The sequence below is a fragment of the Oceanisphaera submarina genome, assembly GCF_046521305.1.
Taxonomy (GTDB): domain Bacteria; phylum Pseudomonadota; class Gammaproteobacteria; order Enterobacterales; family Aeromonadaceae; genus Oceanimonas; species Oceanimonas submarina.
Genome location: NZ_JBKGFN010000006.1, coordinates 163,428 through 177,739 on the forward strand (window position 1 = coordinate 163,428; position 14,312 = coordinate 177,739).

At 61.1% G+C, this 14,312-nt stretch carries 13 protein-coding genes; 3 read left to right on the top strand and 10 right to left on the bottom strand.

The genetic code is table 11. The annotated features are described in order from the left end of the window. Positions 1–137: 137 nt before the first annotated feature. From ACLEIV_RS08250 to ACLEIV_RS08260, 3 genes are read right to left on the bottom strand one after another with little or no spacing between them, the layout of a single operon-like run. Complete coding sequence (locus ACLEIV_RS08250) at positions 138–908, bottom strand: ABC transporter ATP-binding protein (protein WP_410456169.1); 771 nt, start codon at positions 906–908, stop codon at positions 138–140. Beyond that, a complete protein-coding gene (locus ACLEIV_RS08255; protein ID WP_410456170.1) occupies positions 905–1,978 on the bottom strand; it encodes a FecCD family ABC transporter permease in 1,074 nt (357 codons plus the stop codon). The genes ACLEIV_RS08250 and ACLEIV_RS08255 overlap by 4 nt, the downstream gene beginning before the upstream one ends. Continuing rightward, a complete protein-coding gene (locus ACLEIV_RS08260; RefSeq protein ID WP_410456171.1) occupies positions 1,975–3,090 on the bottom strand; it encodes an ABC transporter substrate-binding protein in 1,116 nt (371 codons plus the stop codon). Before ACLEIV_RS08260 ends, ACLEIV_RS08255 begins: the two co-directional genes overlap by 4 nt. A gap of 199 nt (positions 3,091–3,289) precedes the next feature. On the opposite strand from ACLEIV_RS08260, the gene ACLEIV_RS08265 reads away from it, so the two are divergent. Both ACLEIV_RS08265 and ACLEIV_RS08270 read left to right on the top strand, forming a co-directional pair. Next, positions 3,290–3,964: an ankyrin repeat domain-containing protein gene (locus ACLEIV_RS08265; RefSeq protein WP_410456172.1), complete on the top strand. Its 675-nt coding sequence runs from the start codon at positions 3,290–3,292 to the stop codon at positions 3,962–3,964. A gap of 178 nt (positions 3,965–4,142) precedes the next feature. Beyond that, a complete protein-coding gene (locus ACLEIV_RS08270; RefSeq protein WP_410456173.1) occupies positions 4,143–5,528 on the top strand; it encodes a DEAD/DEAH box helicase in 1,386 nt (461 codons plus the stop codon). 89 nt (positions 5,529–5,617) lie between these two features. On the opposite strand, the gene ACLEIV_RS08275 is transcribed toward ACLEIV_RS08270, so the two are convergent. The 5 genes from ACLEIV_RS08275 to ACLEIV_RS08295 form a co-directional block, all read right to left on the bottom strand. Beyond that, positions 5,618–6,397: a 3-hydroxybutyrate dehydrogenase gene (locus ACLEIV_RS08275; RefSeq protein ID WP_410456174.1), complete on the bottom strand. Its 780-nt coding sequence runs from the start codon at positions 6,395–6,397 to the stop codon at positions 5,618–5,620. Positions 6,398–6,431: 34 nt separating this feature from the next. Beyond that, positions 6,432–7,802 (bottom strand): TRAP transporter large permease, encoded by a 1,371-nt coding sequence (locus ACLEIV_RS08280; protein WP_410456175.1) that lies wholly within the window; start codon positions 7,800–7,802, stop codon positions 6,432–6,434. A gap of 11 nt (positions 7,803–7,813) precedes the next feature. Then, complete coding sequence (locus ACLEIV_RS08285; RefSeq protein ID WP_410456176.1) at positions 7,814–8,443, bottom strand: TRAP transporter small permease subunit; 630 nt, start codon at positions 8,441–8,443, stop codon at positions 7,814–7,816. Between the two features lie 65 nt (positions 8,444–8,508). Further along, positions 8,509–9,591, bottom strand: a complete 1,083-nt coding sequence (locus tag ACLEIV_RS08290; RefSeq protein WP_410456177.1) for a TRAP transporter substrate-binding protein — start codon at positions 9,589–9,591, stop codon at positions 8,509–8,511. A gap of 232 nt (positions 9,592–9,823) precedes the next feature. Continuing rightward, positions 9,824–11,281, bottom strand: a complete 1,458-nt coding sequence (locus tag ACLEIV_RS08295; RefSeq protein WP_410456178.1) for a sigma-54 interaction domain-containing protein — start codon at positions 11,279–11,281, stop codon at positions 9,824–9,826. A 142-nt stretch (positions 11,282–11,423) separates the two neighbouring features. On the opposite strand from ACLEIV_RS08295, the gene ACLEIV_RS08300 reads away from it, so the two are divergent. Further along, positions 11,424–12,281 carry a LysR substrate-binding domain-containing protein gene (locus ACLEIV_RS08300; RefSeq protein ID WP_410456179.1) on the top strand — a complete coding sequence of 286 codons (858 nt, stop codon included), beginning with the start codon at positions 11,424–11,426 and terminating at the stop codon, positions 12,279–12,281. 285 nt (positions 12,282–12,566) lie between these two features. Here ACLEIV_RS08300 and modC read toward each other — a convergent pair whose 3' ends face one another. Next, entirely contained in the window at positions 12,567–13,631 is a 1,065-nt protein-coding gene (modC, locus tag ACLEIV_RS08305) for a molybdenum ABC transporter ATP-binding protein (protein ID WP_410456180.1), read from the bottom strand. After that, complete coding sequence (gene modB / locus ACLEIV_RS08310) at positions 13,628–14,305, bottom strand: molybdate ABC transporter permease subunit (RefSeq protein ID WP_410456201.1); 678 nt, start codon at positions 14,303–14,305, stop codon at positions 13,628–13,630. Before modB ends, modC begins: the two co-directional genes overlap by 4 nt. Between the last annotated feature and the right edge of the window lie 7 nt (positions 14,306–14,312).

Here is a 14,312-nt window from a genome sequence, read left to right on the forward strand (position 1 = left end):
CACCAATAGAGGATAAAGGGATCTGCTCAGCCGACCGTGACATGCCATGGATGGCATGTCCGAGCTTACACGGATGTACTTGCAGCGGGTCGGCGGAGCTGGCCCTTTATCCTCTTTGACTCCGGCCTGCAGGCCAATCAGCCCGCCAGTCGGGGGTAGATCAACAGGCTATCGTCCGGGCCGGGCAGAATGTCGGCCCCTACTCCGTATAACGTCTGGATCAGCTCGGCTTGCAGGCACTGATGCAGCGGGCCGAAAGCCTGCAGCTTGCCGCCCTTCACCGCCAGCACGTCGTCGGCGCAGCGGGCCGCCAGGTTCAAGTCGTGAATGGCCACCAGGGTCACCATGTTCTGTTCCCGGGTCAGGCGACGCAATACCGCCATGATGTGCAGCGAATGATACAAGTCCAGCGCACTGGTGGGCTCGTCCAGCAGCAGCACCCTGGGTCGGCGGATCAGCGCCTGGGCGATGGCCACCATCTGGCGCTGGCCACCGGACAACTGCTCCAGATAGCGGGGCGAAAGATGTGCAATTTCCAGCTCGCTCAGCACGCCGCGTACCAACGCCAGATCGTCATCGGTCACCCGCACCTTGCCGTGCACCTTCAGCGCCATCAATATCGCTTCAAATACCGTGATCCGCACGCCCACCGGGGTGGTCTGGGGCAGGTACACCACCTGCCCGGCCCGGCGGGCGCGGCTCAGATCGGCCAGATCCTGACCGTCCAGCAGCACCCTGCCCAGCTCAGGGTCCAGCAGGCCGGCAATACCCTTGAGCAGAGTCGATTTTCCGGTGCCGTTGGGGCCCAGCAGCACACTTAATCGACCGGACTCGGCGGTCAGGCTCAGATCGTCCACTATCAGCCCCTGGCGATAACCCAGGCTCAGGTGTTCCAGTGTCAGGCTCATGACCAGCTCCTTCTACGCACCACCACCAGCAAAAACACGAAGAACGGCACCCCGATAAGCGAGGTGGTGATGCCGATAGGCAACAGGATGCCGGGGATGATGCTCTTGGACAGAATTTCGGCGATGGTCAGCAGAATGGCGCCGAACAGCATGGAGCCGGGAAGGAAAAAGCGCTGATCTTCACCCAGTAACATCCGCGCCATGTGCGGCCCCACCAGGCCGACGAAGCCGATAATACCGACAAAGGCCACCGCCACCGCCGCCAGCAACGACGACAGCAACAGCACCACCAGCCGGATGCGGGTCACGTTCACCCCCATGGCCTCCGCCGCCTCGTCGCCCATGCGCAGGGCCGTCAGACGCCAGGCGCTGCGCGACAGCAACACGCAGGCCAGCACCAGCAGCGCCGCCGCCACGCCCACCTTGGGCCAGGTGGCCCGGCCAAGGGAGCCCATGGCCCAGAACACGATCTGCTGCAGGGTCTCGGCGCTGGCCGCAAACTGCAGCATGGCGTTGAGGGCAGAGAACACGAACAGGATGGCGATGCCGGTGAGGATCATGGTTTCCTGGGTGGAGCCGCGCATGCGACTGACCAGAAAGATGACCCCGGCGCTCAGGCAGGCAAAGAGGAAGGCATTAAGGGTAATCATGTAGCCCTGAGCCCACTCCCAGGGCAGCAGCGGCGCGCCGAAGGCGATGGCCAGGGCCGCACCAAAGGCCGCGGCGTGGGATATGCCAAGGGTAAAGGGCTCGGCCAGCGGGTTGTTGAGAATGGTCTGCATCAGGGCGCCGGCCCCGCCCAGCGCCGCGCCGACCAGCACCGCCATCAACGCCACCGGCAGACGAATATCCCAGATGATGAAGCGGGACTTCACATCCGCGCCATCCGGATCCATCAGGGTGGCGACCACCTGCCCCAGCCCCAGTTTTCCCGGACCCAGGGTCATGTCCAGCAAAAAGATACCCAGCAGCAGCATGGCGCCGATGGCCACCCACCGCAGGCGCCGCCCCTGATGTTGACGATAGTGATGCCGGTCTTCCTGACGGGCCATGATGACGTCGGTGCTCATTTCATCTTCACCCAGAAACGACCTTCATAAGGGAAAGGCATGAAGCGCTCGTGAAATTCCCGCAAATCCGCTTCGGCGTCGATGTCCTGCATACGCTCGGGATGCATCCACTGGGCCATGACTTCGATGGCGGCGAAATAGGCGGGGCTGTTGTAGAACTGGTGCCAGATGCCGTAAAACGCCTTGTTGCCAACGGCGTCTATGGCCTGCCAGCCGGCGCGCCGGCTCAGGGCCTGGAATCCACGCTGTAAATCATCGTCCTCGGCCTGGTAACCCAGATTAAGGCTGTTGACCTCGGGATATGCCCGCTGCCAGTTGGCGCCGGTACCGATGATCAGATCGAAGGGCTCGGTGACCAGGGCTTCCGGATTGATGATCAGCGACAGGGCCTGGGTCTTGTCACTCCCCCAGTTGTTGCCGCCGGCCAGCTCCACATAGTGGCCGAAGTTGTTGGGACCAAACACCTGACAACAGTCGCCCATGCCGGAGGCGCGCTCCATCAGCACCAACGGGCGCTCTTGTGCTTTCAGCCCTTTCATGCGCTCGGCCAGCCGGGCCATTTTGTCGGCAATAAAGGTGTTTACCGCCTCGGCTTCTTTTTCTTTATGCAGCACCTCACCCAGAATGCGGATGCTGGGCACAGTGTTCTCGGTCGGCGCGTCGCGGAAGTCCACAAACAGGGCGGCAATGCCCGCCTTTTTCAGCTTGTCCAGGGTGCCGTTTTCCTGCCAAAGCTGGAAGTAGGCCTGATTGACCACCACCAACTGGGCATCCAGAGTCAGGGCTTTTTCGATATCGAAGGTTACCTTGCCCGGATGGCCGAAGCGTGGCAGCGTGTTGACGATGTCGGGAAAGGTTTCGGCCAGCTTGAGGTAGGTATCGGGATCGGCCCGCTCCATATCGTCCGACCAGGCCACTACATGGGCAAAGGGGTCGTCCTTTTGCAGCGGCATCAGCATGTACATCAAGCGGGCTTCGGAAAGAATGATGCGCTCTACCTGGCTCGGCAGGGCCACGGTGCGCCCCAGAAGGTCGGTGACCTGGCGCTCGGCCGCCAGTGCCGGCTGTGTGATAAAACAGGCACAAAGCAGCAATAAGCACTTTCTGAACATGAGCAATCTCGAGGATAAAAAATGGACGTTAATGGTATTGCTAACCATTGCTATTTGTAAACTCTTATCTGGCTTGGCATTGATCGGTATCGGTGAAAAGCACAGAGAGGCATAGGGCCAAGCGACCTCCATGATTCATGACCGGATTCTGCTATTCTGTTCCTCCTGTGGTTCGCCATACAGCAATGAGGTAAGCGGCATGTTCATCGAAAAAATATCCATCGGATTCATGGCCATACTGGCCATGCTGACGTCCATCACCACCTCCGCCGATGGCGGCGAACTCGAACACCAGTTACGGTCGGCCGCAGAGCAAGGCAAGACTCAAGAGATCCGCCTGCTGCTCGAACAAGGAGCAGATATGGAATCGCGCAACAAGATGGGCCGTACCCCGCTGCTGATTGCCACTCGCCATAACCAGATCGCCGCCGCCAGGCTGTTGATCGAGGCCGGAGCCAACGTCAATGCCAGGGATGCGATTCAAGACAGTCCCTACCTCTATGCCGGTGCCAGCGGCTACAACGAGATCCTGGCCATGACCCTCAGCCGGGGTGCCGACCTAGGCAGTACCAACCGCTATGGCGGCACCGCCCTGATCCCCGCCGCCGAACGCGGCCACGTAGAAACGGTGCGCCTGCTGATCGCGGCCGGGGTGGATGTGGATCATGTCAATCGCCTGCACTGGACCGCTCTGCTGGAAGCCATCATTCTCGGTAACGGCGGCGCGCAACACACGGATATTGTGCAGTTGCTGGTCGATGCCGGGGCCGATGTAAATATCGGCGATGCCGAAGGTATTTCGCCCCTTCGGCATGCACGCGAACGCGGTTACGCCGATATAGTGCAAATACTGACGGCGGCAGTTGCCCCTTGATGGCGATGTTTCGGGGCAGACCCCGCCTGCACCTGCCTGAATGCGGCCAGCCCCCGGGGGCCGGGCTTGGCCCTGGAGTCAAAACTTCTATACAATAGACCCCTTTACCTTCCCTTTTCTTCTGTTGACTCTACGCTATCCATTCTGAGTTGACTCATTACACACCCGGAGCAGCACCTTGGCGCAAAAACCCGAACAGTTTAAAGATCTTGGGCTGGATTCCCGTCTATTGACCGCATTGGATCACATGGGCCTCACCACGCCCACCGAGATCCAGGACAGGGCCATTCCGGTTATATTGACCGGCCATGATCTGATCGCGTCCTCCAAAACCGGCTCGGGCAAGACGCTGGCCTTCCTGCTGCCGGCTCTGCACCGGCTGATGAAGACCAAGGCGCTGAGCAAGCGCGATCCGCGGGCGCTGATCCTCGCACCCACCCGGGAGCTGGCCAAGCAGGTGTATGTGCAGCTGCGCTCGCTCACCAGCGGCAGCTCCACCAACATCGCCCTGGTGCTGGGCGGAGAAAACTTCAACGACCAGATCAAGGCACTGCGTAAAGAGCCCCATGTGGTGGTGGCCACCCCGGGCCGACTGGCCAACCATCTGGATGCCCGCTCGCTGATGCTGAGCGGTCTGGAACTGCTGATCATGGACGAGGCCGACCGCATGCTGGATCTGGGCTTCGCCAAGGAGCTGAACCAGATCAACGAAGCCGCCGATCACCGCCGCCGCCAGACGCTGATGTTCTCGGCCACCCTGGAACACGCCGAAGTGAACGAAATGGCCGAAAAGCTGCTCAGGTCCCCCAAGCGGGTGGCCGTGGGTGCCGCCAACGCCGAGCACCTGGACATAGAAAAGCGCTTTTATCTGTGTGATCACCTGGATCACAAACAGGCACTGCTGCAGCATATTCTGACCACAGAAAGCTACCAGCAGGCGATTATCTTTACCGCCACCCGCCCCGATACCGAGCGGCTGGCGACCCTGTTGCACGCGCAGGGCCTGACCACCGCCGCCCTCAGTGGCGACATGAGCCAGTCCGAACGTAACCGCATCATGGACAGCTTCAGCCGTGGCCAGCAGAAGGTGCTGATCACCACAGACGTGGCCTCGCGCGGGCTGGACCTGTTGCAGGTGTCGCTGGTGGTGAACTTCGACATGCCCAAACAGGCGGAAGAATACGTGCACCGCATCGGCCGTACCGGCCGTGCCGGCGCCAAGGGCACGGCGGTGTCCCTGGTGGGTCCCAAGGACTGGGACGCCTTCAAGCGGGTCGAGCGCTTCCTGCAGCAGGACATTGCCTTCGTGACCATCGAAGGGCTGGAAGGCAAGTTCAAGGGCGTGAAACCGACCGCCAAAAAGTCCGGCCCCGGGGGAGCGAACAAGCCGGCCGCCAGAGGCAACGGCTACAAGGGCAAAGGTGGTCCCGGCGCGTACAAACCGGCCAAAAAACCGGTCAAGGCGTTGAAGGATCGCAGCGACCGACTGCCGGCCGGCGCCGGTTTGGGCTCCAATGACGGCATGGCGCCGATGAAGCGCAAGAAACCGACCAGCAACGACTGATCCCGCCCGCCATTCAACCGGTTGCGGAAACAAAAGGCCGGGGCGCACAAGCGCCCCGGCCTTTTTTACCCTCACGCCTCACGTCACTCTCACTGCATATGCCAGCCGTGGCTGACCACCATCGCCTGTCCGGTGAGGGCCGCCGACGGAAAGGCCGCCAGATGCACCGCCAGCTCGGACACGTCTTCCAGGGTAGTGAACTCGCCGTCGACGGTGTTTTTCAGCATCACATTGCGGATCACCTCTTCTTCGCTGATACCCAGCTCTCTGGCCTGTTCCGGGATCTGCTTGTCCACCAATGGCGTGCGCACGAAGCCGGGGCAGATAATGTTGCTGCGCACCCCGTGTTCGGCCCCTTCGCGCGCCACCGCACGGCACAGGCCCAGCATGCCGTGCTTGGCGGTCACATACGGCGCCTTGAGCGGCGAGGCCTCCATGGAATGCACAGAGCCCATGTACAGCATGACCCCGCCCCCATTCCGGTACATCTGCTGCAGGGCCGCGCGGGTCACCAGGAAGGCGCCGCCCAGATGCACCTTGAGCACCCGGTTCCAGTCATCGAAGGCCAGCTTGTGCAGCGGCGCTATATGCTGAATGCCGGCGTTGGCCAGCGCTATGTCCAGCCGACCCCAGTGGCGTACCACCCGGGCCATGCCCTGCTCTACCGCCAGTTCGTCGGTCACGTCCATTTCCAGGGCGATGGCACTTCCCCCGGCCGCGACGATGGCCAGCGCCACCCGCTCGGCCCGGCCCAAATCCAGATCCGCCACCGCGACCCTGGCGCCTTCCCGGGCATAGTGCTCGGCAATGGCCCGCCCTATGCCTTGGCCCGCGCCGGTGATCAGGGCCACTTTGTTTTCAAGACGCATGGTTCTTTCTCCTTTTAAGCAGCATATTCGTTATTTACAGGCCGCCGTAGACTCGGGTCGGCAGCCAGGTGGCCAGCGGCTCGTAACAGAACACCAGCACCAGACCCAGCAATTGCAGGGCGATAAAGGGCAGCACCCCCAGATAGATATGGCGGGTGGTAATGCCCGGCGGGCACACGCCCTTGATGTAGAAGAGCGCAAAACCCACCGGCGGGGTCAGAAACGAGGTTTGCAGACACAGGGCAAACAGCACCGCAAACCACACCGGCTCCACCCCCAGCGAGAACACCACGGGTGCCACCAGCGGCAAGATGATCAGGGTGATTTCCACCCAGTCGAGAAAGAAGCCCAGCAGGAAGGTGATGAACAGTATGGTGATCATGATGCCGGTGGTACCGAACGGCAGCCCGGTAATGGCATCGCGGATCACGTCATCGCCGCCCAGCCCGCGCAGCACGGCGGCAAACACGGTGGCGCCGATGAAAATCCCGAAGATAAAGGCGGTGGTGCGGCTGGTCTGGTACAGGGATTCCTGCAGCACCTTCAGGTTCAGGCGCTTGCTCAACAAGGCCATCAGCAAGGCGCCCGCCGCCCCGACCGCCGAGGCTTCGGTGGTGGTGGCAATGCCCATGAAGATGGAGCCCAGCACCGCCACTATCAGCACCATGGGCGGCACCACGGCGCCGATAACGTCCAGCCAGGCACGGGCATCCATGCGCTCGCTGTATGTCGGGGCCGGTGCCGCGTCTTTCTTGATCCAGGCCAGCAGCACTATATAGAGCACATACATCAGGCCCAGCATGACACCGGGGATCAGCGCCCCCATGAACAGCTTGCCCACCGAGGCGGCCGGCGTGCCCAGCCGGTCGGCCATCAATACCAGCATGATGCTGGGCGGTACCAGAATGCCGAGGGTACCCACAGAGCAGGCCGTGCCCACCGCCAGGCTCTTGCTGTAGCTGGCCTGCATCATGGGGCCGAGCGACAGCATGCCGAGCAGCACCACGGAGGCACCGACGATGCCGGTCGAGGCCGCCAGCAGCATGCCGACAATCACCACGGTAATGGCGTAGCCACCGCGCAGCGGACCCAGCAGCCGCACCAGGCTGTGCATCAGTTTTTCGGCGATGCCGGAGCGGTCCAGCATGATGCCCATGAAAATAAACAGCGGCAGCGCCACCATGAGTTCGTTGGCGACAATGCCGAAGATGCGGGCGTCCAGCACCCCTATGGTGCCGTTCCAGGTGAACCAGAGGTTGGCGTCAAACTGCTCCACCAGCACATGGCCCGCCAGCGCAAACAGCAGGCCGGTGCCCGCCAGCACCCAGGCCACGGGAAAGCCCAGCAGCAACAGCCCCATAAAGGAGGCAAACATGGCCACCACCAGTAAGGTTTCCAGCTCCATCGTGACCTCTTTTATTTCGACTGGGAAGAAGAATGCCTGCCCGGCCCGGCCGTGGGCAGCACGGCCCGGGGAAAGGCGAACAACAGGGTCGTGCAACGCAGACCACGAGAAAACAGCGCCATGGCCACCAGCAGCAGGCCGATGGGCAGAGCGCTCTTGAAGATGAAGCGATACGGCAGACCGCTTGGCGCCTGGGACCGTTCGTTATAGACAAAGGCCTTGTATGCGTAGGGAACCAGGGCGTCGACCATGAGTGCCATGATCGGCAGCGCCAGCAGCACTATGCCCGCCAGCTCTATGATGGCCTGAGTTCGCAGCGAAAACTTTTCACGCAGTACATCCACCCGCACGTGGTCATCTTTCACCACCGCAAAGCCCAGGGTCAGCATCATGGCGATGCCGAACAGATGCCAGGACAGCTCTTCCAGCGCGATGGAGCCCGCCGACAGCACGAAGCGGCTGAACACGTTGGTCAGTACCACCACCAGCACCGCCAGCCACAACCAGGAGCTGAGCCGGCCCACGGCCGACACAACGGCATCCAGCCGTTGTGACAAGCCGTTGACAGGCAGCTCGCCGGTGGCAGCCGGGTTCATGGGGGGAATAATGTGATTGTTTGTTTGAGACGGGCCTTCAGACATAAGCTTCTCCAGGCAAGATCAGCAATAAGGCGGGCCCAGCCGGGCCCGCCGCCGTGAGGCATTATTCAGTCGTACTGGTAGAAGTCGCGCGGCAGGTAACCCTTGCCATGCCAGATGGAGTGATGTTTCATGAAGTCGCGCTGACTGGTCAACACCCGCTTGAACATCTCGTCTTCGGCGGCCATGTCATCCATCACCTTATTAGTGACTTTTTCCAGCTCGCGCAATACCGGCTCGGGCAATACCTGGGCCGTGACTCCTTCCTTTTCATAGTCACGCAGCGCCGTGGGCTGGGCCCACTCGCTCTGGGAGAAGCCCTTGAGGGTGGCCGACTCGCAGCCCATTTCGATCAGGGCGCGGGTTTCCGGCTCCAGGCCCTTCCACACATCCTGATTCACCAGCAGGTGCGAGGTGGTCAGGGTCTGGTGCCAGCCGGGCATGATGTAGTTTTTGACGATCTGATCCAGGCCCAGCATCTTGTCGATGGCCGGCTGGGAGAATTCGGTGGCGTCTATGGTATTGCGTTCCAGTGCCTGGAAAATTTCCGCCCCCGGCACCATGGTCACGGATGCGCCCAGGTTCTCCAGCACCTTGCCGCCGATACCGGCAAAGCGGATACGCAGGCCCTGAAAGTCGTCCAGGCTGGTGATCTGCTGCTTGAACCAACCGGCGCCTTCCGGACCTATGATGCTGCACAGCATGGGATGAATGTTGCGCTCGGCATAGATCTCTTCCAGCAGGGCCTTGCCGTCCCCTTCGTAATACCAGGCCAGGTAGGCCGGCGGCTCCATGTTGAAGGGCGCGCCCGAATACAGCGGCAGGGCGGGAATGGTGCCCTGATCGTAACCGACCCAGGTGTAGCCCGCCGGGTACTTGCCGGAGCTGACTGCATCCATGATTTCAAACGGCGGCACCAGCTCGCCCGGCTCGTAATAACGCAGTTTTACATTACCGCCGGAGACGGCGGCCAGAGATTCGGACAAATGCTTGACCGGCGTGGTCAGCCCCACCAGATGGGAAGGAAAGGCCAGCGGAACCTGCCAGCGTACCTTTTCGGTGGCGGCCACCGGCGCGCTGATCAGGGTGGCGCACAGGGCGGCGGCGGTCATGGCATGAGGTAATCTGGACAGCTTGTGCTTGATGGTCATGGAGGTTTCCTTCTTCTCGTTCAGTCCTTTGGCTCCGCCTGCCGAGGCGGCGGAACACGATATATTCCATCCGTATCTAAGCACAAGCCGTGCCATTAATGTAAACCCAATGTTAACCAATGGCTTATGGTAAGTAACAGGGATAACGAAGGCGGAAACTGCCCGGAAAACCGGACAACCTCAAAAAGGGAATCATTTGAACCATCCGATAATCCGGACAGGTGTCCGCTTTTCAGGACAACCGGGCCAGCTTGTCGTAGAACACAGAGCGGGAGATCCCCAGCAGCCGGGCGGCCCGGGTACGATTGTTCCCACAGCGGGCCAGGGCAGCCCGAATAGCATCGGCTTCGGCTCTGGCCAGCACCGCTGCCAACGGGCGTATGTCCGAGCCGTCCCCGTTCGAGCTATCCCGCGCCGCATGATCGGCTTCGGGCTGCGACTCTGCCGGCCGCTCCGGCGCCAAGGTCGGCTCCGGCAGTACCCGGCGAATCGTGTCTGTGTCCAGCACCTCGGCGCTTTCGCTCATGGTAAAGGCCCGTTCCAGCACGTTGTGCAGTTCGCGCACATTGCCCGGCCAGTCATGCTGGCTCAGCAGCGCCACCGCCGCATCGGTGATCTCGGTGCGTTCCTGACCGTTGCAGATGTCTTCCAGCAGAAATTCGCACAGAATGCCGATATCGGCCCGCCGCTCCCGCAACGGCGGTATCTTGATTTCCAGCACGTTGAGCCGGTAATAAAGATCCGAGCGAAAGCGGCCCTCGGCCATCATGGCATCCAGATCCCGGCTGGTGGCGGCGATGACCCGCACATCCACCGGCACCACCTGATTCGAGCCCAGCGGCTCTATTTCCCGCTCCTGCAGGGCACGCAACAGCTTGGCCTGCAGGCCAAGGGGCATGTCACCCACTTCGTCCAGGAACAGGGTGCCACCCTGGGCATGCTGAAACTTGCCCTTGCGCATGCGCTTGTCGGCGCCGGTAAAGGCCCCGGGCGCCACCCCGAAGAATTCGGCTTCCAGCAGGTTCTCGGGAATCGCCGCCAGGTTCACCCCCACGAAGGGCCCCCCGGATCGTGCTGACAAGGTATGAACAGACTGGGCCAGCACCTCCTTGCCGGTGCCGGTTTCTCCCAGCAACAGCACGGGAATATCGCGCGCTGCCGCCAGCCGGGCCCGGCGCTTGGCTTCCAGTGCCGCCGCGCTGGCACCGATAAAATCACCAAGATGATAACGGGTGCCCCGCCCGGTTTTGGCCAGGGCGCGCTTGGCGGCCAGCAAGTCCTGATGCAGGCGGCGGTACTTGCTGACCAGCGGGGTCAGGGGCTGCAGATCGTCGAACAGCACAAAGGCCACGGCGCCGCTGATCTGTCCCTGTTCATCAAAAAACGGCAACCGGGTTACTACCAGTTGCTGGGTCTGGTATTCCATGATGTCGAGCAGCAGGGGCTGGCCACTTTCCAGCACTTCCGGCATCCGACTGTGGGGGATCACACTCCGTATTGGCCGGCCAATCACCCCGTGAGTATCGGCCAGCCCCAGCAGGCTGGCATAACGACTGTTAATCCAGCTGATGCAAGCGTGTTTGTCGACGGCAATGGCGCCGGCACTGGCCTGCTCACACATGGGGAACAACACTTCGATCAGCTCTCGGGTCAGGCCATGACCGGGATGGGATTCAAACAAGTTAGGCATGGGGTCGGCTCCGTGACACGCAATGGCTCGATGGTAGCCAAAAGTCCGGCCAAGTTCGTCTGTTTTTCTTTATCGGGGCTTTCATTTATTAATTTAATGTTAATAATGTAGCCATTAATTTATACAATGGTGAGATTTCAGGATGAAGAACCTGCCCACTGATCTGCTGCGCACCTTCGTCACCATCAATCAGCTGGGGGGCTTTACCCAGGCCGGTGAGCGGCTGGGCCGCTCGCAGCCCGCCGTCAGCCTGCAGGTAAAACGGCTGGAAGAGTTGCTCGATATCCGGCTGTTTCACCGTGCCAGCGGCCTTCAGCTGACCGAAGAAGGGCTGCTGCTACTGGGCTATGCCCAGAAGATGCTGGACTTGAACGATGCGGTGGTGTCGCGATTGAGCTCACCCAATGTCAGCGGCTCGGTACGACTGGGGATTCCCAACGACTTTGAAGTCTCGTTTCTGGCCACCACCATAGGCCGTTTTTCTCAGGCCTACCCCAACGTGACCCTGGATGTAAGCAGCGACATCAGCGCCAATCTGCTGCATGACTACGGCAAGGGCGAATACGATCTGGTGATGGCAATAGAAGAAAGCAACCGGCCCCAGCCGCAACTGACCGATTACATCATAGAGCCACTGGTATGGGTACGCGGTAATAACCTGATACTGGAGCCCGAGGCGCCGCTGCCGCTTATTCTCTACCCCAAGGGCTGCCTGTATCGCAAGGCAATCATCAACGCCCTGACCGAGGCCAACCAGCCCTGGCGAATCGTGTACAGTACCTCCAGCCTGTTGGGGATCCATGCCGCCATCAAGGCGGGTCTGGGTATCAGCGCCTTGTCCAGAAGCACTGTGCCCGACGGGCTGGAAGCCTCGGCCAGCTATGCCCCCTGCCCCACGCTCGGCAATCTGTCCATTGGCTTTTGTTACGATCCGAACAAGCTGACTTCCGCTTCCCGCATGCTGCTCGACTACCTCAAGCACGGACTCAACGCCCTGTGATACTCGCCGGCTCGTATAATTTTTTGTGTGGTATTTGAGTGAATAAACCCAATATGAAGCCGGTTCATCATCCTTGGCGGTCAGGTGACATTTGCTGAGCGTCACAGGGCCGAGCTTGCCGTGACGAAGGGTTTCAGTCTGACCGAATATCCAGTGAATATTCGCAGTTGGCTGACACAGTAAGTATCATTTCACCGCCGCATATCGGAAGAGGCAACCCTGTTGCCCCTTTATTCCGAAAGTGGACTTGCGACTAACTCTGCCCCATCAAGCTTCCGGCTTTCTTCAGTCCACCAGTGCCGCCGCCTTGATCAGTGCGTAACATTCACTCCCCGTTGTCAGTTGCAATTGCCCGACCGAATAGGCGGACAGCTGCGCCGGTATCTGCTGGCCTCCGGCCAGCGCCAACATCAGCAGTACCCTCCCCTCCGAAGTCGGCGTCAGGCTCTGCACCCGCGCCGGCAACTGATTGAGTATGGAAATATCGGGCACCGGCGCCAGCGCCACGCTGACGTCGCTGGCCAGGATACGTAACCGCACCGGACCGGGACCGGCGGTATGCGGGCCGGCCAGCCACAGCCGACCCGCACTACCGTCAAAAGGGCGGCGACCATCGGCCAGCGTCTGTTGCAGTTGGCCTTCCAGAATGGCGGCGGCTTCGTCATCCCGGAACAAAGGGCTACGGGGCCGGGCCAGGGCCTGCTGCAGGCTGTCGTTGTGGGTAATGCTCCCACCTTCCATCAGTAAGACCCGATCGGCCAGCCGCTCCACTTCTTCCGGCGCATGGGTCACATAAAATACCGGTACCCGGGCCTGCACCGATAATCGCTCCAGCAGGGGCAGAATTTCTCTTTTTGCTCGGGTATCGAGCGCCGACAGCGGCTCGTCCAGCAGCAGCAGTCGGGGGCTGGTAAGCAATGCCCGGCCAATGGCCACCCGTTGGCGTTGACCGCCGGACAGCTCGGTCGCCCTTTGTTGCAACAAAGGCGTCAGCCCCAGCCAGTCGATGATCTCGTCCCTGTCGTTCCGGCGCAGTGCCGCCGGCAGTCGCCGCCAGCCATAATCGAGGTTGCCCTGTACCGACAGGTGCGCAAATAGACTGGCCTCCTGAAAGACGTAACCGAGTCGCCTTTTATGGGTTGGCATGAATAAATCGTCATTTTGCCAGCATTGGTCATCCAGCCGAAAATAGCCGGTACAACGTTCCAGGCCGGCCATGGCCCGCAGCAGGGTGGTCTTGCCGCACCCGGAAGGGCCAAACAGGGCGGTCACGCCGGTGGCGGGCAGCTCGAAGTCCACCTCCAGCCGGAAGTCGGATCTTTGCAGGGTAAATGCCGCCTGGATGCTCATGGATGCACCACCGCAAAGCGCCGGTTGAGGGCGTATACCAGCAGCAGGATACTGAACGACAACACCAGCAGTATGGCCGACAGCAGATGCGCATCCCCGTATTGTAGTGTCTCCACATGGTCGTAGATGGCGATGGAAATCACCTGGGTTGCTCCCGGTATGTTGCCGCCGATCATCAGCACTACCCCGAATTCGCCCAGGGTATGGGCAAAGCCGAGCACCACCGCCGTTAAAAAACCATTACGGGCCAGTGGCAGCACCACGGTAAAAAATCGGTCGAGCGGTGAAGCCCGCAGGGTGGCAGCCACTTCCAGCGGTCGTCGGCCGATACTGCTAAAGGCGCCTTGCAAGGGCTGCACCACAAAGGGAAGGGAATAAAAGGCCGAGCCGATCACCAGGCCGGTAAAACTGAACGCCAGAGTACCACCGCCCAATGCCTGTGAAGTCATACCGAAGATGCCGTTAGGCCCCAGCGCCAGCAAGAGGTAAAACCCCAGCACCGTCGGCGGCAAGACCAGTGGCAGCGCCACCACCGCCTCCACCAGCGTCTTGAACCGACAATGGCTCTGGCTCAGCCACCAGGCCAGCGGCATGCCGAACACCAACAGTACCAACACGGTGACCACCGCCAGGCGCAGGGTCAGCAACAGGGCCGCCAGATCATCCGGAGACAGCAACATC

Coding starts and splice junctions, on each gene's coding strand:
- ACLEIV_RS08295 (WP_410456178.1), bottom strand. CDS start 11,281: ATGCCTAACTTGTTTGAATCCCATCCCGGTCATGGCCTGACCCGAGAG.
- ACLEIV_RS08255 (WP_410456170.1), bottom strand. CDS start 1,978: ATGAGCACCGACGTCATCATGGCCCGTCAGGAAGACCGGCATCACTAT.
- ACLEIV_RS08265 (WP_410456172.1), top strand. CDS start 3,290: ATGTTCATCGAAAAAATATCCATCGGATTCATGGCCATACTGGCCATG.
- ACLEIV_RS08280 (WP_410456175.1), bottom strand. CDS start 7,802: ATGGAGCTGGAAACCTTACTGGTGGTGGCCATGTTTGCCTCCTTTATG.
- ACLEIV_RS08300 (WP_410456179.1), top strand. CDS start 11,424: ATGAAGAACCTGCCCACTGATCTGCTGCGCACCTTCGTCACCATCAAT.
- ACLEIV_RS08290 (WP_410456177.1), bottom strand. CDS start 9,591: ATGACCATCAAGCACAAGCTGTCCAGATTACCTCATGCCATGACCGCC.
- ACLEIV_RS08250 (WP_410456169.1), bottom strand. CDS start 908: ATGAGCCTGACACTGGAACACCTGAGCCTGGGTTATCGCCAGGGGCTG.
- ACLEIV_RS08260 (WP_410456171.1), bottom strand. CDS start 3,090: ATGTTCAGAAAGTGCTTATTGCTGCTTTGTGCCTGTTTTATCACACAG.
- ACLEIV_RS08285 (WP_410456176.1), bottom strand. CDS start 8,443: ATGTCTGAAGGCCCGTCTCAAACAAACAATCACATTATTCCCCCCATG.
- ACLEIV_RS08275 (WP_410456174.1), bottom strand. CDS start 6,397: ATGCGTCTTGAAAACAAAGTGGCCCTGATCACCGGCGCGGGCCAAGGC.
- modC (WP_410456180.1), bottom strand. CDS start 13,631: ATGAGCATCCAGGCGGCATTTACCCTGCAAAGATCCGACTTCCGGCTG.